This window comes from Sphingobium jiangsuense (assembly GCF_014196495.1).
Lineage (GTDB): Bacteria > Pseudomonadota > Alphaproteobacteria > Sphingomonadales > Sphingomonadaceae > Sphingobium > Sphingobium jiangsuense.
In genome coordinates, this window is the sequence record NZ_JACIDT010000009.1 from 149,547 (window position 1) to 169,239 (window position 19,693).

The 19,693-nt window shown below is 65.7% G+C and carries 20 protein-coding genes; 10 read left to right on the plus strand and 10 right to left on the minus strand.

Annotated elements, in window-relative coordinates; translation table 11 throughout:
- The first annotated feature begins 33 nt into the window (after positions 1-33).
- Both mmsB and GGR43_RS13715 read left to right on the plus strand, forming a co-directional pair.
- The gene (gene mmsB / locus GGR43_RS13710) at positions 34-915 is read left to right on the plus strand and encodes a 3-hydroxyisobutyrate dehydrogenase (protein WP_484592891.1); all 882 of its coding nucleotides are present in this window, start codon (positions 34-36) and stop codon (positions 913-915) included.
- A gap of 69 nt (positions 916-984) precedes the next feature.
- Entirely contained in the window at positions 985-1,221 is a 237-nt protein-coding gene (locus GGR43_RS13715) for a hypothetical protein (protein WP_188072541.1), read from the plus strand.
- A gap of 122 nt (positions 1,222-1,343) precedes the next feature.
- On the opposite strand, the gene GGR43_RS13720 is transcribed toward GGR43_RS13715, so the two are convergent.
- Together GGR43_RS13720 and GGR43_RS13725 are read right to left on the minus strand one after the other, a co-directional pair.
- Positions 1,344-2,024 carry a hypothetical protein gene (locus GGR43_RS13720; protein WP_246343741.1) on the minus strand — a complete coding sequence of 227 codons (681 nt, stop codon included), beginning with the start codon at positions 2,022-2,024 and terminating at the stop codon, positions 1,344-1,346.
- A gap of 37 nt (positions 2,025-2,061) precedes the next feature.
- Positions 2,062-3,273: a toxic anion resistance protein gene (locus tag GGR43_RS13725; RefSeq protein ID WP_188072542.1), complete on the minus strand. Its 1,212-nt coding sequence runs from the start codon at positions 3,271-3,273 to the stop codon at positions 2,062-2,064.
- A 264-nt stretch (positions 3,274-3,537) separates the two neighbouring features.
- Between GGR43_RS13725 and GGR43_RS13730 the strand changes: the two genes are divergently transcribed.
- Both GGR43_RS13730 and GGR43_RS13735 read left to right on the plus strand, forming a co-directional pair.
- Positions 3,538-4,272, plus strand: a complete 735-nt coding sequence (locus tag GGR43_RS13730) for an SDR family NAD(P)-dependent oxidoreductase (protein ID WP_188072543.1) — start codon at positions 3,538-3,540, stop codon at positions 4,270-4,272.
- Between the two features lie 51 nt (positions 4,273-4,323).
- Positions 4,324-5,499 (plus strand): cytochrome P450, encoded by a 1,176-nt coding sequence (locus tag GGR43_RS13735; protein WP_188072544.1) that lies wholly within the window; start codon positions 4,324-4,326, stop codon positions 5,497-5,499.
- 46 nt (positions 5,500-5,545) lie between these two features.
- Here the strand turns inward: GGR43_RS13735 and GGR43_RS13740 are convergent, their stop codons facing one another.
- Both GGR43_RS13740 and GGR43_RS13745 read right to left on the minus strand, forming a co-directional pair.
- Complete coding sequence (locus GGR43_RS13740) at positions 5,546-6,055, minus strand: flavin reductase family protein (RefSeq protein WP_188072545.1); 510 nt, start codon at positions 6,053-6,055, stop codon at positions 5,546-5,548.
- Between the two features lie 21 nt (positions 6,056-6,076).
- Positions 6,077-7,054 carry a PDR/VanB family oxidoreductase gene (locus GGR43_RS13745; protein ID WP_188072546.1) on the minus strand — a complete coding sequence of 326 codons (978 nt, stop codon included), beginning with the start codon at positions 7,052-7,054 and terminating at the stop codon, positions 6,077-6,079.
- A 443-nt stretch (positions 7,055-7,497) separates the two neighbouring features.
- On the opposite strand from GGR43_RS13745, the gene GGR43_RS13755 reads away from it, so the two are divergent.
- Genes GGR43_RS13755 through GGR43_RS13775 form a run of 5 tightly spaced genes read left to right on the plus strand, consistent with a single transcriptional unit; the run spans position 7,498 to position 12,486 of the window.
- A complete protein-coding gene (locus tag GGR43_RS13755) occupies positions 7,498-8,685 on the plus strand; it encodes an acyl-CoA dehydrogenase family protein (RefSeq protein WP_188072548.1) in 1,188 nt (395 codons plus the stop codon).
- 40 nt (positions 8,686-8,725) lie between these two features.
- Positions 8,726-9,835 carry a WD40/YVTN/BNR-like repeat-containing protein gene (locus GGR43_RS13760; RefSeq protein WP_188072549.1) on the plus strand — a complete coding sequence of 370 codons (1,110 nt, stop codon included), beginning with the start codon at positions 8,726-8,728 and terminating at the stop codon, positions 9,833-9,835.
- 55 nt (positions 9,836-9,890) lie between these two features.
- Positions 9,891-11,453 carry a 4-hydroxyphenylacetate 3-hydroxylase N-terminal domain-containing protein gene (locus GGR43_RS13765; protein WP_188072550.1) on the plus strand — a complete coding sequence of 521 codons (1,563 nt, stop codon included), beginning with the start codon at positions 9,891-9,893 and terminating at the stop codon, positions 11,451-11,453.
- A gap of 59 nt (positions 11,454-11,512) precedes the next feature.
- Positions 11,513-12,016: a hypothetical protein gene (locus GGR43_RS13770; protein ID WP_223177451.1), complete on the plus strand. Its 504-nt coding sequence runs from the start codon at positions 11,513-11,515 to the stop codon at positions 12,014-12,016.
- 23 nt (positions 12,017-12,039) lie between these two features.
- Positions 12,040-12,486 carry a hypothetical protein gene (locus GGR43_RS13775; protein WP_188072552.1) on the plus strand — a complete coding sequence of 149 codons (447 nt, stop codon included), beginning with the start codon at positions 12,040-12,042 and terminating at the stop codon, positions 12,484-12,486.
- Between the two features lie 207 nt (positions 12,487-12,693).
- Here the strand turns inward: GGR43_RS13775 and GGR43_RS13780 are convergent, their stop codons facing one another.
- The 6 genes from GGR43_RS13780 to GGR43_RS13805 all read right to left on the minus strand — a co-directional run bounded on the left by GGR43_RS13780 (position 12,694) and on the right by GGR43_RS13805 (position 16,554).
- Positions 12,694-13,767: a lactonase family protein gene (locus GGR43_RS13780; protein ID WP_188072553.1), complete on the minus strand. Its 1,074-nt coding sequence runs from the start codon at positions 13,765-13,767 to the stop codon at positions 12,694-12,696.
- A gap of 43 nt (positions 13,768-13,810) precedes the next feature.
- A complete protein-coding gene (locus tag GGR43_RS13785) occupies positions 13,811-14,695 on the minus strand; it encodes a VOC family protein (RefSeq protein WP_188072554.1) in 885 nt (294 codons plus the stop codon).
- Between the two features lie 197 nt (positions 14,696-14,892).
- Positions 14,893-15,051 (minus strand): hypothetical protein, encoded by a 159-nt coding sequence (locus GGR43_RS13790; RefSeq protein WP_188072555.1) that lies wholly within the window; start codon positions 15,049-15,051, stop codon positions 14,893-14,895.
- Positions 15,048-15,563, minus strand: coding sequence for a hypothetical protein (locus GGR43_RS13795; protein ID WP_188072556.1), 516 nt, complete (start codon positions 15,561-15,563; stop codon positions 15,048-15,050). The genes GGR43_RS13790 and GGR43_RS13795 overlap by 4 nt, the downstream gene beginning before the upstream one ends.
- Complete coding sequence (locus GGR43_RS13800) at positions 15,563-16,081, minus strand: nuclear transport factor 2 family protein (protein ID WP_188072557.1); 519 nt, start codon at positions 16,079-16,081, stop codon at positions 15,563-15,565. Before GGR43_RS13800 ends, GGR43_RS13795 begins: the two co-directional genes overlap by 1 nt.
- Entirely contained in the window at positions 16,078-16,554 is a 477-nt protein-coding gene (locus tag GGR43_RS13805; protein ID WP_188072558.1) for a hypothetical protein, read from the minus strand. Before GGR43_RS13805 ends, GGR43_RS13800 begins: the two co-directional genes overlap by 4 nt.
- A gap of 650 nt (positions 16,555-17,204) precedes the next feature.
- Here GGR43_RS13805 and GGR43_RS13815 point away from each other — a divergent pair.
- On the plus strand, positions 17,205-19,613 hold the full coding sequence (locus GGR43_RS13815; RefSeq protein WP_188072560.1) for a TonB-dependent receptor: 2,409 nt from the start codon (positions 17,205-17,207) through the stop codon (positions 19,611-19,613).
- Positions 19,614-19,693 lie beyond the last annotated feature (80 nt).

The following is a 19,693-nucleotide window of genomic DNA, read 5'->3' on the forward strand; positions in this document are numbered from 1 at the left end:
CGTTAAGCCCGATTTCAAGCAAGAAAGCGACATATTATGACGACCAGCATCGCCTTTATCGGCCTCGGCAATATGGGCGGCGGCATGGCCGCCAATCTGGTGAAGCACGGCCATGCCGTGCGCGCCTTCGACCTGTCGGAAGAGGCGCTGGCGCGGGCCGAGGCGGCGGGCGCGACGTGCGCGGCCAGCGCGGCCGAGGCGGTGGCGGGCGCCGATGCGGTCGTCACCATGCTGCCCGCGGGCAAGCATGTCGAGGCGGTCTATACCGGCGAGGTGTTCGGCGCGGCGAAGCCGGGCGCGCTGTTCCTCGATTGCTCGACCATCGACATCGCCACCGCCCGCCGGGTGATCGCGGCGGCGGCCGACAGGGGCTTCGAGATGGTCGACGCGCCGGTTTCGGGCGGCATCGCGGCGGCCAATGGCGGCACGCTCACCTTCATGGTCGGCGGCGGGCAGGCCGCCTTCGCGCGGGCCGAGCCGATCCTGTCGGCGATGGGCAAGGCGGTGATCCATGCGGGCGGCGCGGGCAACGGGCAGGCCGCCAAGATCTGCAACAACATGCTGCTCGGCGCGACGATGGTGGCGACGTGCGAGGCCTTCGCCATGGCGCGCAAGATCGGCCTCGACCCGCAGACCTTCTACGACATTTCCAGCGTCTCCTCCGGCCAGAGCTGGTCGATGACCAGCTATTGCCCGCTGCCCGGCGTGGGGCCGCAATCGCCCGCCGACAATGACTATCAGGGCGGCTTCGCGGCGGCGCTGATGCTGAAGGACCTGAAGCTGGCGCTGGAGGCGGCGGCCTCGGTCGATGCCAGCGTGCCGATGGGCGCGGCCGCCGAGAGCCTCTACCAGATGCTGGTGAACAGCGGCGAGGGAGGCAGGGACTTTTCCGCACTCATCCGCCTGCTGGGATGAAGTGCGCGGGGTTGTAAAAGAAGGCGGTCAGGCAGATGATGTCGGCTCGACTCGAAAGAGGAGCGCGGCATGCAAGTTGAAAGTCAAACCGACCATATCGCGATGCTGACCCTGATGATGGTTGGCGTGCTTATCAAGCGGCTGGACGATGTCGGCCAGCTCGATGACGGGACGAAGCATCAGCTCCATAAGCTCGCCGCCGCCGTGCGCATCCATGCCGAGAATGCAGGCCATGACGACCTGCATATCCTCTTCGCCAATATCGATCGGGCGCTGGGCAACAGGCCGAAAGCCGCCGCCGGCTAGAGCGTTTTCGAGTCAGGGGGACCACCTGACGACTCGGAAACGAAGTTCGGCGTAGCTAAAATGCGGAAAACAAAAGACAATCAGAGCTGATCCGCTTCAGTTGAAGTGGATCATGCTCCAGGTCAGTCGGCGGTTCGGCGCTCGCCGGCGTCGGCCGGGTCGACATAGCGCATTTCGAGATAGCGCCCCCGCGTCGCCAGCGCATCCAGCTCGCCGCGCGCGATTTCGCCGGTCATCGTCTCGATCTCCCGCGCGATGACGGCAAGGCCGTCGACCAGCTGCGCCTCCGGCGTGGAGCCGGCATGGGGGCGGGCGCGCAGCGGCGGCGGAATGCGGGTATAGCTTTCGACCAGCGCGGGCAGATGCTCGTCGATCAGCTTGCGCACCTCGTGCGCGGCCGGGTGCCGCTCGTCCAGCCGGGCGAGATGGGGCGAGAGCTGGTCGAGGTCCGCGCCGATCCGCCCCGCGAGCGTGCGCGCGGGCGCGGGCAGCATCGGCCGCTTCGCCTCCAGCCACAGCACGCTCTGCCCCGCCAGCTGGCGCAGCGGCGTCTTGCGCAGCTCGGCGACGCCGGGCACCTTCGTGCGCGGGAAGATGGAAAGCGTCACGAAGCTGACCAGCATCAGCAGGAAGGTGACGACCAGCCAGCGGTCGCCGATCCCGCCGGTGAACAGGCTGACGACCAGCGCGCCCACCAGGATCGCGAAGGACACGACGCTCGCCCGCACCAGCCGCCGGACGGCGTTGCGCAGGCGCAGCAGCGCTATCTTCACGCCCGGAAGGGGGGAGCCGGTCCCGATCACGGGCGTCCGCCTTTCCGTCGCATCCTCCTGCCCGTCCTCAATCCAGCGCCTCCAGCCTGATGCCGCCCTGCGGGTCGGTGGCGGCCTGCGCCTGCCCTTCGGCGCGGGCGATATAGGCGCGCGACTTTTCCACCTCGTCCTCCAGCGCGGCGACGGTCTGCTTCATGCTGTCCAGCGCCTTCAGCTTGAAGCTGTCGATGCTGTCCATCGTGTCGTAGATATTCTGGAACGCGCGGCCCAGCGTTTCGAGCGGGATGGTCGATGCCGCCGCCTGCTCATGGATGCGCGCGCTGTTGTCCTTCATCATCCTGCCGGTCGCGTCGATGATGTTGGCGGTGGTGGTGTTGAGCGCGCCGATCTGGTCCAGCACCAGCTTCTGGTTGGTGAGCGCCTGCGCGACGGTGACGGCGGTGCGCAGCGCGCCGACCGTGGTGGTGGAGGCGCGGTCCACGCCCTTGACCAGCTCGATATTGTTCTTCTTGACGATGTCGAGCGCGAGATAGCCCTGCACGCTGACCGCCATCTGCGTCAGCAGGTCCTGCGTGCGCTGCCGCACGTAGAAGAGCGCACTTTCGCGGATCGCGCGCGCCTTGGCCGGGTCGCTGATGTCGAGGTCCGCCGCGCGCGCCTCCAGCCGCTCGTCGAGCAGCTTCGACATATAGACCATCTGCTCCAGCTTGCCGAGCGACGCCCACAGCTTCTGCCGCTCCACGTCGATCGCCGCATTGTCCATCAACAGCTCGTCCCGGCCGCCCTGCAACCGGGCGAGGATGGTGCCGATATGGCTCTGCGCGCTCTTGTAGCCGTCGAAATAGTCGCGCAGCCGGTTGCCGAACGGGATGAGGCCGAACAGCTTGCGCGGCGCGAGCAGATTGCCGCGCTTCGACGGGTCCAGATCCTCGACCGTGCGGCGCAGTTCGGCGAGGTCGGCGCCGACGCCGGAGGTTTCGTCCATCGCCCGCACCGGCCGGTCGAGGAAGCGGTTGGACTGCCCCGCCGCCTCGGCGATCTCGCGCCGGCCCATATTGGTGATCTGGTCCACCCGGCGGCCGAATTCCGGCGAGTTCACGTCCTGCGCAACCAGTTCCTCGATGAAATCGTCCACGCGGGCCGCCAGCTTCGCCTTGTGCTCCTCATCCACCGGAACGAGGCCCGCCGCCCTTTCCGGGGGGACGGCCGGAACGGGATCGGGCGGATCGAGCTTCAATCCTCCATTGGGTGCCGGGTCCTGATCCGTTTCGAGCGCCATGCTGGTTTTCCTCCGTCGCTGACCCTCTGGAGTCTAGGAACTCGTCGGGGGGAGTACAAGGAGGAGAGGAGCAATAGCGCAGCGGGGGTAGCAGGGCGATTGAGAGGATCGTGCAAAATTATGCGTCGATCCGGCATGGGTTTGCGCGGAGGTCCATCCTACTATCATCATTGGAAGGAACGGGCGGCGGGCCGGAAGCCGAAAGGCGGTCGGTCGCCGATATCCGTTCCGCCCGTAGAACCATGAACAGCCGGAGAGTCCCTCATGAACGCTTCATCCGCCCGCACCGTCCTCATCACCGGCGCCAACAAGGGCATTGGCTATGAAATAGCGCGCCAGCTCGGTGCGGCGGGCCTGCGGATATGGCTCGGCGCGCGCAATGCGGAAGCGGGCGAGGCCGCCGCCGCGACGCTGCGCGAAGGCGGCGCGGACGTGCGGGCCGTTCATATCGACCTGCTCGACCCGGCGACGATCGCCGCCGCCGCCGCCCGCATCGACGCGGAGGACGGCAGGCTGGACGTGCTGATCAACAATGCGGGCATCAACGACCCGCGCGACGGCCGCCCCGGCAGCGTCGATATGGAGGCGGTGCGCCGCATCTTCGAAACCAATTTCTTCGGCACGCTGGCCGTCACCCAGGCGATGCTGCCGCTGCTGCGCAAGTCGCCCGGCGCGCGCATCGTCAACCAGTCGAGCGACCTCGGCTCGTTGCAGCAGCAGGGCAATGCCGACTGGAAGTTCGCCTTCGTCAAGTCGCTCGGCTATTCGGCGTCCAAGGCCGCGCTCAACATGCTGACCGTGCATCTCGCGGCGGAGCTGAGGGAAGCGGGCATCGCGGTCAATTCCGCCAATCCCGGCGCCACCGCCACCGACCTCAACGGCCATCGCGGCCATCAGACCGTCGATCAGGGCGCGTCGCCCGCCGTCCGCCTCGCGCTGATGGAGGGCGACCCGATCACCGGCGGCTTCTTCGGCGTAAGCCAGGTCGACCCCTGGTAAGCACCGGAGAGCAGGACCGCCGCGCCGCCGCCCGTAAAGGAAGCCTTCATCATGCCCCCATCGATCGACGATTTCATCCTTAGCGACCCCGCCGTGCAGGCGGATCCCTATGCCTTCTATCCGCTGCTGCGCGAGCAGAAGCCGGTGCTGAAGACGGATTTCCGCGGCCAGCCCTGCTGGGTGCTCAGCCGCCGCAAGGATATTTCGGCGGTGCTGATGGACCCCAGGACCTATTCCAGCAAGACCTCGCCGACGAAAAGCCTGCTGTTCGCCGACCCGCCGGAGCATTCGCGGCTGCGCGGGATGGTCGCCGAGCGCTTCACCCGCACCGCCGTCGCGCCGATGAGCGAGCGGGTGGAACCGGCGGCGATCCGCCAGTTCGAGCCGTGCCTGACGGCGGGCCGGTGCGACGGCATCCGCGATTTCGCCAGCCCGCTCACCATCACCATGATGGGGCAGCTGCTCGGCATCGCGGTGGAGAAGGTGCAGGATATTCGCGGCCTCACCCATTTGCTGGCCGAGCATGCGCTGGCGATCCGCCTCGGCGCCACGCCCAGGCCGGAGGCGCAGGGGGCGAGCGACGATATCCGCAACCTCTTCATGGGGCTGGTCGAGACGGGCGATTATGCGCCGGGCGGCATCTTCGCGCTGCTGGCCGAGCGCCATGGGGCGGGCGACCTCTCCGCCGACGAGCTGGTGCAGTTCGCGACGCTGCTGTTCGGCGCCGGGCATACGACGACGACGAACCTGATCGGCAACTGCCTCTACATGCTGACGCAGCGCCCGGACGATCTGGCGCGCATGCGCGAGGACGAGGCGTTTATCGAGCCGTTCATCGAGGAGGTGCTGCGCACCCGCCCGTCCTTCCACCGCATCCTGCGCATCACCACGCGGGAAGTGGAGCTGCACGGCGAGACGATTCCGGCCGGGTCCATCGTCCGCCTGCTGCTGGCCTCGGCCAATCGCGACCCGGAATATTTCCCCGACGGCGAGGAATTCGACCCGGACCGCAAGGCGCGCATGCATTCCTCCTTCGGCCAGGGTATCCACAGCTGCCTCGGCAGCTGGCTCGCCCGGCTGGAGGCCCGCACCGCGCTGCGCATCATCAGCCGGCGCGCGGCGCGGATCGAGCTGGACCCGGACACCGCGCCGACGCCGCTGACCGGCGGCACCTTCAACGAATTCGGCTTCGAGCATCTGCCGATCCTCATCGCGCCGCTGGATTGAGGGGGCGGGGCGCGCCAGGGCAGGGCGGAGACGGCGGCGGCCGCGCCTATCCGCCCAGCACCCGATAGCCCCCGTCGGCATAGACCAGCGGATCGATGGCGCGGGGCAGGTGCACGGCGCGGACCCTGCCGATGACGATGGCATGCGTGCCGTACCGCATCTGCCCGTCCTGCGCGCAGAGGATGGCCGCCTGCGCATCGGCGAGATAGGGGATGCGCCGGTCGTCCTCGCGCCAGCCGCCACAGGCGAAGCGGTCCTCGCCCTTCGCGCCGCTGGCGCACAGCGTGGCGAGCGGCGCCTGATCGGCCGCGAGGATGTTGATGGCGAAATCCGCCCCCTCGCTCAGCGCCGCGAAAAAGGATGTCGCCCGGTTCACGCATACCAGCATCGCGGGCGGCTCCATGGTCAGTGCGGTGGTCGAGGTGGCGGTCATCGCGTTGCGGCGGCCCTGCGCGTCGACGGTCGACAGGATGGTGACCGAACTGGCGAGACCGCGCATCGCCAGCTTCAGCTGGCGGGAGAGGTTTTCGTCCGGGGATATGCCTGTTTCCTGCATGATGATGCCTTTCTGGGAGGGTTAAAGATCGAGCACCAGCCGGGGCGTTTTAGACCGCGAGCAGCAGGTCGTCAGCCGGTCGCCCCGCGCATGCTCCTCGTCGGAGAGGAGATAGTCGCGATGGTCCGGCACGCCTTCGAGCACATGCACAACGCAGGTGCCGCAAATCCCCTCCGAACAGGAGGTCGGGATGAACACGCCCTGCTCGCCCAATATGTCCACGATCGTCCGGCCGGCGGGAATCTCCACGCTCAGCCCGGTGCTGGCGAGCGTGACCGTGAAGCTTTCGTCGGCGCCCTCCGGCGCGGGCCGGTCGGTCGGCGCCGCGAAAAATTCCCGATGCAGCTGCTCCTCGGCCCAGCCCTGCGCGCGGGCGCATTCCAGCACGGCATTGATGAAACCGGCGGGGCCGCAGACATAGACATGGGCTCCGGCGGCCGGATCGGCGAGGATGCGCGCGAGGTCGATCTGCTGCCCGGCCGGGCCGTCATCCAGATGCAGGACGCTGCGGGCCGCGATCGGACTGGCCGCGATGGCGTCGCGATAGGCCATCTTCGCCGCCGACCGGGCGCAATAATGCATCTCGTAGCTTGCGCCCGCGCCGTGCAGGCGCTCGGCCATGCACAATATCGGCGTGATGCCGATGCCGCCCGCGAACAGCAGCGAGTGCGTCGCCGCATGATCCAGCGGGAAATGGTTGCGCGGCGCGCTGATTCGGACGGTCTGGCCCACCTGGAGCCTGTCGTGGATGGCGGCCGATCCCCCGCGCGAGGCCGGTTCGCGCAGCACCGCGATTTCGTAGGTCCGGTCGTCGTCGGGCCTGTTGCACAGCGAATATTGGCGGATCAGGTCCGGCGCGATTTCGAGGTCGATGTGCGCGCCCGCCTCGAACAGGGGCAGGCGGGCGCCATCCACGGCGCGCAGCAGCAGGCTGACGATATCGTCGGCCTCAAGGCGTTTCTGGACGATCTGCACGTCCATCCAGGCGTTGGTCGCCATAGGGCTTTCCCCTTTCAATGCTTGAAGACAGGCCGGGCCGCGCGGGCCGCCCGGTCAGGATGAAATGCCCGCGTTGGCGCGGCCGCTGGCGGCGACGGATGGGCCTGATGGCTGGACATGAAAAACTCCTCGTCCTTCTGGAATCGTTGATGCTGTGTATTTTGTCCTACGATTTTTGCACCATTTCGTAAAGCTCTGTCCGACGCCCTGATTTCGAAATGCCGGAAAATACCGAAAACAACTCCTATAAAATCATTATAAATCAACATGATGATATAATAGCTCGACCGCCGGTCCAGAGCGGGCTTGACATCCCCGCATCGCGCTGGATAGATTGTCCTACAACATAAGCAGATATTTGTCAGTCACTCCATAGGGATGAGGAACGCGCCTTGGCATCCGTCACAGATCTTTCTCCGACAAGCAGTGGAACCGCCGGGAGCGTGCGTGGCTATCCCGTGCTCGCCGACAGGGACGCGGCGGTGGAGGCCGTCCGGGCCCTGCTTCCCGGCATCGCCGCCCGCGCGGCGCAGGCCGATGCGGCGCGCTGCGTTCCGCCCGAAACGATCCGCGAGCTGGAGGAGGCGGGCCTGTTCGGCCTGCTCACCCCGCGCGCCTATGGCGGCTCGGCCCTGGGGTGGGAGGCGCTGGTTTCCGTCGTCATGGAACTGGGCACGGTCTGCGGCTCCACCGGCTGGGTGTTCGGCGTCCTGTCGGGCCACAACCACATGCTCTCCCGCTTTCCCGAAGCCGTGCAGCAGGACATATTGTCCGATCCGCGCAACCATATGGCGGTGGTGTTCCGCCTGCGCGACGCCTGGACGGCGACGCCGGTCGAGGGCGGCTACCGGCTGACGGGCGGGCGCGGCCGCTTTTGCAGCGGGGTCGACCATTCGCGCTGGGTGGGGGTCAACGCGATCGTCGAGAGCGGGCCGGACGCGGGCCAGATGGCCTTCTGCCTGATCGAGCAGGAGCGGCTGGAAAAGCTGGACGACTGGGACGTCATGGGCATGCGCGGCACGCAGAGCCGGTCGATCGTGATCGACGGCCTCTTCGTGGAGGAAAGCAGGCTGATCAGGGCGGTGGATCTGGCCGGTCCCGCGGTCGGCCCCGCCGCCGCCGAGGCGGCCTTCTACGACTGGCCCTATTTCGCGCTGGCGCCCTATGCCATCGTCGGGTCGCCGCTCGGCGTCGCGCGCGGCCTGCTGGATCAGGCGGTTACGGGGGTGAAGGGCCGGATCGCGGGCTTCGACGACGAGCTGACGGCGGGGCAGGCGACCACCTTCGCGCGCCTGTCGCACGCGGCGCAGGATATAGAGATGGCGGCCGAACTGATCCTCGCCGATGCGCGCCGGATCGACGAGGGGCGCTTCGCCGATGCGGCGCCGCTCGACCATGCGCGGTTCCGCCGCAACCTCGCCAGCGCGCCGCAACTGGCGCGCGCGGCGGCCAACCGCCTGTTCGAAGGCGCGGGCGGCAGCGGCATCTATCGCAGCAATTCCATCGAACGGATGGTGCGGGACGTGAACGCCGGAGCGGCGCACTATGCCTTCACCGACGATATCGCGGCGCCCAATTACGGACGGGCGTTGCTGGGGCTGCCGCCCGCGCGCAGCAACAGCTTCGTCTGATCCCGGCCGCCGCCGACCCCATAGGAAAGGAAGCCCGACCGTGTCGACCGTCTGCCTGTCTACCAACGGAACCAATCATTTCACGCTGTCCGGCCCCGTCCGGACCGCCTTCGTGGCCACCACCGACGGCGTCCTCAAGATCGTGCGGCAAGCCGATGGCGGCTGGTCGGTGGAGCGGGCGATGCTGGAAGGCAGCCATATCTCGGCGCTGACCCGCGACCCGGCAACAGGCGGCCTCTATGCCGCGCAGATGCCCGGAACGCTGATGTTCAGCCCGGACGAGGGCGCGACATGGGAAGCGCGCGCCGCCGGCATCGCGGAAGGCGGCATCTATTCGCTGCGCTGTTACCGGCAGGGCGATGCCAGCGTGCTCTATCTCGGCACGCAGCCGGTCGGCCTCTATCGCAGCACCGACGAGGGCCGCAGCTGGCAGGATCTCGCCAGCGTCCGCACCGCCCCGCTGCACGACACCTGGCGCTTCCCCGCGCCGGGGCATGAACCGCATCTCAAGACGCTGGCGGTCGATCCGCGCAACCCGGACATCCTCTATGCCGGTGTCGAGCAAGGCGCGCTGCTGAAGTCGGTGGACGGCGGCAGGAACTGGAGCGACCTCGACGAATTCGTCGATTATGAGCATTTCGTCTACAAGGACATTCATCAGGTGCTGCTGCGGCCGACCAATGCCGATGAACTATTCATCACCACCGGCCTCGGCATCTTCCACAGCGCCAATGGCGGCGTGAACTGGGAACAGCTGACCGGCAGCGATTTCCGCATCGGCTATCCCGACCAGCTGCTGTTCGCGCCGGATGACGACAGCAGGATGCTGGTGTCCGGCGGCTTTGCGACGCCCAATTTCTGGGTCGAGGAGAAATCGGCCAAGGGCACGGTGATGCTCAGCGAAAATGGCGGGCGGGACTGGCGCGCGCCCAGGGGCGGCTTCCCCGAAGGGCGGGCGAATGTCGAGGCGATGACCCTCTGCGCCCATCCCGGCGGATATGATATCCTCGCCGGGACCAGCGGCGGCGAGATTTTCCTCAGTTCCGACGGCGGCGAGAACTGGACGCGCATCCTGTCGGGCATCGCGCCGGTCAGCAAGCCGACGCACGACACGCTGATCGAGGGGGTCGGCTACGGCATCGAGCCGTGAGGCCCGCCGCGCGACTTTGATAGTGAATGACGAATAGAGAGAGGGTGAGGATCGGATGACACAGCTTGACGTTCCCGGCGACGCTTCCAGTGCAAGCGTCGTGAAGCGGCCGCCCAACGGCAAGGAATATCTGCAAAGCCTTCAGGACGGGCGCGAGATATGGATCTACGGCAAGCGCGTCGATGATGTCACCACGCATCCGGCCTTTCGCAACGCCGCGCAGTCCATCGCCCGCCTCTACGACGCGCTGCACGATCCGGCGATGCAGCCGGTGCTGACCAGCCCGACCGATACCGGCAGCGGCGGCTATACCCATAATTTCTTCAAGGCCCCGCGCACGCAGCAGGACCTGCTCGCCTCGCGCGAGGCGATCGCCGCATGGCAGCGGCTGGTCTATGGCTGGATGGGCCGGACGCCGGATTACAAGGCGTCCTTCACCGGCATCTTCGGCGCCAATCCCGACCATTTCCGCCCGCATCAGGACGTTGCGCGGCACTGGTACAAGGAAACGCAGGAAAAGGTCCTCTTCCTCAACCATGCGATCGTCAACCCGCCGGTCGACCGCAATCGCGCGGTCGATGACGTGGACGACGTGTTCGTCCATGCGGTGAAGGAAACCGACGCGGGCATCTATGTGCGCGGCGCGAAGGTGGTCGCGACCGGATCGGCGCTGACGCAGGCGAATTTCTGCGCCCATAATCGCGGCATGCTGAAGAAGCGCGAATATGCGCTGGCCTTTTTCGCGCCGATGGACACGCCGGGCGTCAAGCTGATCTGCCGCCATTCCTATGAGCTGGCGGCGGGCGCGACCGGCAGCCCGTTCGATTATCCGCTGTCGAGCCGCCTCGACGAAAACGACGCGATCCTGGTGTTCGACAATGCGTTCATCCCGTGGGAGAATGTGTTCTTCTACGGCGATGTCGATCGCGCCGACGGGCTGATCGGCGACGCCAACACCACGGGCCGCGTCTGCATCCAGAGCTTCACCCGCCTGACCGTGAAGTTGGAATTCATCATCGGCCTGGTGCTGAAGGCGTCGAAGATCGCGGGCACGGCGGACCAGCGGACGGTGAAGGCGCTGATCGGCGAACTGATCATGTGGCGCAACACCTGCTGGGGCCTGACCGACGCGATGATCGCCAACCCCGATCCGCTGCCCAACGGCTTCATCACCTTCAACGAAACCTACGGCACGACGCTGCGCGGACTGGGGCCGCATATCTACACGCGCATGCGCGACATCGTGCAGAAGGTGTGCAGCTCCAGCCTCATCTACCTCAATTCCAATGCGGTCGATTTCCGGAATGAGGACCTGCGGCCCTATCTGGAGGTCTATCTGCGCGGGTCGGACGGCATCGACGCGGTGGAGCGGTCCAAGACCATGAAGCTGCTGTGGGATTCGGTCAGCAGCGAATTCGGCGCGCGGCACGAGCTCTATGAGCGCAACTATCTGGGCGGCCATGAGGACGTGCTGATGGGGCCGCTGTTCCAGGCGATGCGGACGGGGCAGGCGCAGGACTATACGCGCTTCGTCGACCAGTGCATGGACGAATATGATCTGGACGGCTGGAAGCTGCCCGGCTTCAACAATGGCGACGACATCAGCATCATCCGCTGAAGAAGGCCGTCCGCCGCGCCGGGCAGGCGCGGGGAAAAAGAGAGAGGGGAGGGGCGAAAATGCCGTCAACTTCGGAAATGCCGGCGGGAGCGGCGGCGGGAAAACCGGCCGGGGCGAGAGCCAGGGGCTGGGCCGCGCTCTTCTATGCGGCGCAATTTTTCTTCGGCGGGTGGTTCCTGTTCCACGGCCTCAACCACTGGCTGCAATTCTTCGTGCAGCCGTCCGGCAGCGGGCAGGGGATGCGCGACCTCATCTCCGTGCTGATCGACAGCGGCATGTTCGATGTCGTCAAGGCGATCGAGGTGGCGGCGGGCGTGCTGCTGCTCGTCAACCGGTTCGTGCCGCTGGCGATCGCGGTGTCCTTCCCGATCACCATCGTGATTTCGTTCATGAATTTCACGATGGGCGACAATTTCGGCATCGTCACCGGCATCATCAGCATCCTGCTGAACATCACCATGGCCGTCGGCTATCTCGACCGCTATCTGCCGATGCTCGTCTATGATGCGGAAGATCCGGGGATCGAGGGCCTGCAACGCCTTTTCCGCGAGGGCCTGAAGTGAAGTATACGGGAACAACGGAGACTATGATGTCGGATAAGGTGATGCGGGGATGGGTGCATGTCGCCGCGATCGTCCTTGGTGTCGGCGTGCCCGCGGGGCTGACCATGGGCACGCTGCGCACGGGCGCCGATTATGAGGTGGTCGCGACCCCCAAGCAGGTGGTGGAAGGGCTGGAAAAGGCGCTGGCGGAAAAGGGCCAGGGCGCTGTACTGGATGGCTTTGTCGCGCCCGACGTGGTGACCCATCGCAGCGTGATGCGGGAAGGCGCGGCGTCCTTTGCCGAAGCCGCGCGGGCGGATGCGGAACGCACGCAGGATCTGCCCGCGCGCAGCCTCTCCGCCAATGCCAGCCTGGTGATGGTCCAGTCCGCGATGGCCGGGGCGGAAGCGGCGGGCGCGCCCGTCGTCCAGATCTATCGCGTCCGGGGCGGCAGGATCGTCGAATATTGGTCGGCCCAGCCGGCGCAGTGAGCTTTCGGATTGCCGAAACAGGGGCGAGGGTAATCCCTCGCCCTTTTTGCGGAGTTGCGGCCGGAAGCTGACCTCAAGAACCGCTCGCCCTGAGCTTGTCGAAGGGCTGTACTTTCCGTTTAGGAAGGACAGGGCTTCGACAGGCTCAGCCCGAACGGAAGTTGGGAGAAAATCGCCTCTCAACCAAAGCGATCCTCGCTTCAATCATCACCAGACAAGGCAACAGGAAGGGCTGGGCACGGAAATCCGGCAATCGGTTGCCGTCAGCCGCCCCGATGCCGCGTCGATCACGAACACGGCCACCTCGCCGCTCAGCTGGTTGGCGACGAAGGCATGGGCGCCGTCCGGGGACAGCGCGATGTGCCGGGGGGTATCGCCGAGCGTCGGCTCATGGCCGATGAGGCGGACGCGGCCGTCCTCCGCATCGATGGCGAAGACCGCCACGCTCTCATGCCCGCGATTGGTGACGTAGAGGCAATGCCCCGCCGGATGAACGGCGATCTCGGCGGGCTGGCTGGTGTCGACGGCCTCGCCGGGGACGGTCGGGACGGTTTGTCTGACGATCAGGCTGCCCGTCTCCGCGTCATAGGCAAAGACCGAAAGGCTGCAATCCAGCTCATTGACCACGTAGACGAAGCGGCCGTCCGGATGGAAAGCGAGATGGCGGCACCCCGCGCCGGAGCTGACCTGCGCGAAGGGCTGGCGTGACGGCTCCAGCCGCCCGTCCTCCCGCCCGATATCGTAGAGCATCACCCGGTCGAGGCTCAGATCGCAGGCGAGCAGCCGGGCGCCCTCGGCATCCGCGAAGCTGCTGTGCGGCCATGGGGCCGACTGGCGCTCCCGCGCGCCGCGGCCATGATGGGTGACGATGCTGCTGGGCCGGCGCGCCACGCCGTCCTCGTCCAGCAGGAAGGAAGCGACGGTGGGGCCGAGCGGGTTGGCGGTCGTCACGACCCGCCCGTCGCGCGTGATGGCGACATGCGCGGTGAAGGCGCCGCCCGAAGGACAGCGGCCGAGCTGTTCGAGACGGCCGGTCGCCGGGTCCATCCGCCAGGTCGTCAGCCCGCCCTCATCGGCCCGGTCCGCCGAGAACTGGCGCTCGACCGAATAGAGCAGCGGCCTTGACGGGTGGCGGCACAGGAAAGACGGGCTGACGAGGCCACCGACCGTCTGCACGGGGCGACAGTCGCCGCGCCGGGGATCGACCTCGAACACATAAAGCCCTTCGGACGGCGCGCCGCCCATGAAGCCGCCGGTGAAGGTGCCGATCACGACGAACATGTCATGCCTTTCCGCTGCCGCCAGCTTCGGCCCCGGCCTTCCGTCATTCCGGGTGCACCAGCTCATGGCCCCAGGAACTGGGCGCATCATATTCGACGACCTGCCAGTCGGCGGGGTCGCCGATGGTCTTGCCGCCATAGCCGAATTCGACGCGGAAGCCGGTCGGCGCCATCATGTAGAAGGAATAGACCTCGTCATTGGTGTGCTGGCCCAGGGTCTGCGACACCTTGAAGCCGAGCCCGGCCAGCTTCTCATAGGCGCTGTCGACCTGCGCCTTCGACCGCGCCTCGATCATGAAATGGTCGATCATGCCCGCCTTCAGGCCGAAGGCCTCGTTCGACAGGGCGATGCTGTGATGCCGCCGGTTGCAATGCAGGAAGAAGAGATCGGCGGCGTCCCACTTGATGCGGTCGCTGAGATCGAAGCCGAGCACATCGATGTAGAAGCGCTGCGACTGCGCGCGGTCGCGGCAGATCTGGACGATATGGCCCAGCCCGAACGCGCCGTCGCTTTCCTCGCCGCAGACGAATTTCCCGGCGGTTTCCGTATCCCGCGCGAAGGGGCGGTCGACGAACAACTCCAGCGGGAAGCCGTCGGGATCCTGAAAGCGGATGGCGCTGCGGACGGCGCGGTCCTCGCACAGATTCGGGTCGAGGGCGTCGCAGGCGATCCCTTCGGCGGCGAGCCGCGCGGCCAGCGCGTCCAGCTCCGCCGGACTTCCCACTTCCCAGCCTATCGCCGCCAATTTGTTTTCCGCGCCGTTGCGCAGCATGATGCGAAAATCGCGCCCGTCCAGCCGCACCAGCGCGGCGCCGTCGGGCCGGTCGGCCAGCGGCGCTTCGAACAATTGGCCGAAGATGGTCCTCATGCCGTCGCGCGTATCGGGGGCAAGGTCGAAGATCAGGTAGCCGAGTTGTTTGACGCCCATCGGGATATCCTTTTCCTGTCTGTCCGCTTCGCGAGGCGGCCTTTTTCAGCCCGCCCTCCGCCGGACTTTGAAATAATGTAGGACATTTTATAAGCAGAGGCAAGCGCAAGAAAATCAGATAAAACAGGGAATGACCTGTGCGATCCCTATGGTATTGCCTGCCATATATATATGATTGTTCTACATTGATCGGCGGCCTATCGATCCTGCTTCAGTGCCGTTCCGGCGGGCAGGAATATCTTGAACGTGGACCAGGGCAGCAGCCATTCCCGCGTGACCGCGAGCATCCACCCCGTCGACGTGACGCCGAGGAACAGGGCAAGCACGGCGAGCGCCGTCATCAGCCTGCTCTTCATGGCCTGCTCCAGTCCATCGGCGCGGCGCGGGCGATGAGCATCGGCCGGTAGCGGTCGAAATGGCTCAGCATCAGAAAGACCTGCATCGCGAGGCAGGCGCCGCCGAAATAGAGCATGTCCAGAACCTTCGCGGCGAGGTGCTGGAACGGCGCGTCGCCGTGCCAATAGCCGCCCAGCGCGGGCAGGAAATTGGCGTCGAGCATGAAGGTGAGGAAGATGACCGGGAAGGACACCACCAGCATCAGCGGCACATATCGGTTGAACAGCAGCGAGAGGCCCAGCGCCACTTCCACCGCCTTGGCCGCCGTGAACATCCAGCCCGAATCCAGCATCGCGCGGACGACTTCCGCCTTCACCGGCAGGCCGGGCGGGTCGAACATATTGGGGAAGGGCAGGATCTTGTACCACCAGTTGATGCCCGACAGCAGGCACTGGATGCCCAGCAGCCAGCGCACGGCAAGCTCCGACCGGGCGAGGAAGCCGCCCCCTCCACCCTGATGCGCGGCCCCCATCAGAAGGGACCGGCCCGATTGGGGCTGTTTGCCGCGATCGGTTGCAGCACGTCCCAATGTTCGACGATCCGGCCGTCCTTCACGCGGAACATGTCCACCGCGGCGATGCCGGGCGTTCCGGGCTGGCGCACCAGATGATGGTGAACGACGACCAAGTCGCCTTCGGCCACGACATGCCTGATCGTCCGGCGGGGACTGGTCCCGGACCAGTCTTTCCTCTCCAGCATTTCGATCATCGACTGCCGGTCGCCCCTGATATCCTGATGATGATCGACCGCTTCGGCCGCGACATAGCGCAGCACGGCCTCGCGGGGCTTGCGCTCCCCGAACGCCAGCGTGTCGAACGCCATCACCACGTCGCGCGCGCTCATCGACCTTTCGGCCGACTGCTGCTCCACCGCCGCATAATGGGCGCGGCTGCGCACGCCGAAATCGCTGGTCGACCAGAGGGTTATCGCCACCGGCGCGGCTATGCCCGCCGCTATGCTGAAGATATGCAGCCATCCGCGCATGATCATTGGCGCACCTCCCCCTTGCCGAACATGTCGCGCAGCCCCCGGCTCGACGGGTCGCCATTGGCGACGACCAGCATGGAGGCGTATTTGTCCAGATGGCCGAGCGCGACCAGGCTGTGCAGCGCGATGATGATGACGCCGGTGGCGAGGCTGAACGGATCGCCGTTGACCGCGATATTGAGATGGGCGATCGACAGCGTCACCGGAAAGCCGATGACGGTCGCCAGCGGCACTGCCCGGTTGGCGAGCAGCATCATGCCCGCCACCACCTCGATCAGCTTCACCACGTCGAACAGCCCGGACCGGATGAGGGCGCCGATCAGCTGGCCCGACACGGAGGAGGAGCCGGGCGGCTGGGGAAAGAACTGGAGCCAGTGATTGGCGCCGTGGAACAGGAACCACCCGCCCAGAAAGAACTGGGCGCCATAGACGGCGATGACGAATCTTCGTTCCGAACCCGATAGTTTTTGATTCAATTTCCCCTCCTCCTGTCGCGGAAGACCCGTTTCGCCATTTCGCGGACCCGCCGGCCGGGTGGAATTCCGGGCGGCCTGCCGCCTTCGGCGCTTTTCTGGTTGAGATTCCGGTTCCGGGCAGCGTGGAGCCGCCAGATTGTGAAAATATCGTAGGACAAAAGATTATGAAATGCAAGCCGGACGATATCGGACCAAAATATTGAAATTCATGGTTTTTATGAAAAATGTGGGATTCTTACCCAATCTGATTGAGCATGAAATTCGGTTTCGTCCGACATATTTTCCCTACCAAAGCGGCGCTAGTGCGCGATGCCTGCGCGGGCGGACCATGAATGGAATGCCCCCATGGGGAGGCGTTAAATGCTTTGTCGTCCTACAAAAAATCCGAATATCGTCGATGATTCAGGCGTCGGGATATCGCGATATTCAAAAATATCCTTATAAAACAACATATAAGATAGAACGAAAAATTGCATTGACTTCGACTGTTTGTAGGACGATCATTTTGTCCATGCCCTGAATCGATTGTCCGACGATAACGGAACCGCAAGGGTACGGATCGATGATTCGATGCGGGCAGCATGAGTAAAGCAGGCGGCCGCCGCAGAAGCGGGCGGTGAATTTCATGACCTGATGGGGAGGAGTTTTGCATGAACAGGTTGGTTTCAAACCGTGCGCGCTGCGGCGCCGTGGGGATTTCGGTGCTGGCGCTGATGGCGGCCGGCGGCGCGGCGGCCCAGACCGCCGCCGATGCGGGGGGCGCCGAAACAAGGGGCGCCGAAACAAGGGTCGAAGGTCTGGCCGACATCGTCGTCACCGCCCAGAAATATGACCAGCGCCTTCAGGAAACGCCGATCTCGATCGTCGCGGTCGACGGCAACCAGCTCGCCACCATGGGCGTGGACAGCCTTCAGGGCTTCGACACCTTCGTCCCGAACCTCAGCGTCGGCGGCACCGGCGGGCAGGGCAATGCGGTGGCGAATTTCTCGATCCGCGGCATCGGCGGCGCGGGCTCTGGTTTCGTGACGCAGGAAAGCGCGGTCGGCGTCTATATCGACGATATATTGTTCGCCCGCCCCAACGGCGCGCTGCTCGACCTGCTCGACGTGGACCGGATGGAGGTGCTGCGCGGCCCGCAGGGCACGCTGTTCGGCCGCAACACGGCGGGCGGCGCGGTGCGCTACATCACCAAGAGGCCCACCGACGAGTTCGAGGGCAATGCGCGCGGCGTGCTCGGCTCCCGCAACCGGCGCGATCTCAGCGCGACGGTCAACATTCCGCTCGCCGATACGCTGGCGACGCGCATTTCCTTCTCCAGCAAGAACCGCGACGGCTATATCACGCGGCTGGTCGACGGCATCAAGACCGGCAACGAAAACAGCACCGCCGTGCGCGGGCAGGTGGAATGGAAGCCCACCAGCCGCCTGACCGTCAACCTTTCGGCGGATTCGGTGCGGACCAGCGACCATGGCTCTCCCACCACCATTTCCAGCTATTCGGTGACGGATATCTATCCCAGCGCCCTCTACGGCATTCAGGGGCCGGGGCATCCGCCGCTCAGCGCCGCGGCCTATCTGTCGATGCGCAACCTCAACCCGTCGGCCTCCGCCTCGGGCTGGACCAACGCCGCGTCCGACTTCGCGGGCTATACGACGACCGGCAAATATTCGGTCTATGGCGGCGATCTCGACCGCAACACCTATCGCGGCCTGGGTCTGGCGGCGACCATCAGCTATGAGCTGACCGACGACATCACCTTCAAGTCGCTGACCGGCTATCGCGATGTCCACCAGACGATGAAGCAGGACTGGGACCGCACGCCCATCTGGCTGAACGCGCTGTGGGAGACGATCGACATCGAATATTATACGCAGGAATTCCAGTTCACCGGCAACTCGCTGGACGGGCGCCTGAAATGGGTGGTCGGCGCCTTCTACTATCACGACCAGGCGGACGATTATCGCCGCCGCTTCGACCCGTCCGGCGGCGCGATCGGCTCCGACGGCCAGCCCGGCCAGATGGAGAACAAATATATCACGACCGAGAGCCTCGCCGTGTTCGGCCAGGGCACCTTCAGCTTCACCGACCGCTTCAGCGCGACGGTCGGCCTGCGCTGGAACAAGGACAAGAAGGACTATACCACCGAGCGCGACGGGCGGAACATCGTCGGCGGCCTGCCCGCGCCCTATTCGGTGTCGGGCAGCTGGAGCAACGTCTCGCCGCGCTTCAGCCTGGAGCAGCGCTGGACGCGCGACATCATGACCTATCAGTCGGCGGCGATGGGCTTCAAGGGCGGCGGCTTCAACGACACGATCCAGCGCAACTGCGCCGCGCCGGGCATCGTCAATTGCGGCCTGACCGAATATCAGCCCGAGAAGCTGTGGACCTATGAGGCCGGCATCCGTTCCGAATTTCTGGACCGCAGGCTGCGCGTCAACATCACCGGCTTCTACACGACCTATAACGACATGCAGGTCCAGCTGATCGACAACACGCCGCCGCCTTTCGCCTACACCACCAATGCGGACGCCACCGTCAAGGGGCTGGAGATCGACGCGCTGGCCGCCGTGACGCCGGAGCTGATGGTGCGCGGCAGCTTCGGCTACACCAAGTCGAAATATGACGGCAATATCGCGGCGCAGACCGCGGGCACCATCGGCGTGGGCACGCCGTTCCTGCGCAGCCCGAAGATCTCCTACTCCATCGGCGCCACCTACCGGCATCCGCTGAAGGACGACGCGGAGCTGGTGTTCAACACCGACTGGGGCTGGAAGGACAAGCAGGCCAGCACCTCGACGCCGACCAACATGCTGATGCTGCCGTCCTACGGGCTGCTGAACGGGCGCATCGAATATCGCTCCGGCAGGAACTGGAGCTTCGCGCTGTTCGGCACCAACCTGCTCGACAAATATTATCTCACCGGCGGCTTCGACCCGTCCGGCCCGGCATCCAAGCCCGCCTATGGCACGACCAAGCCGCACGACGCGCTGTTCGGCTTCACGATGCTGGACGTCGGCCGCCCGCGAGAACTGGGCGTCGAGCTGAACATCAGCTTCTGATCCCCTTGGGGCCTTTCCACCGGGAAAGGCCCCTTTTTTGTGGTGGCTATGCGGCGTGCAAAGCTGCTTGCCCCTCCTGC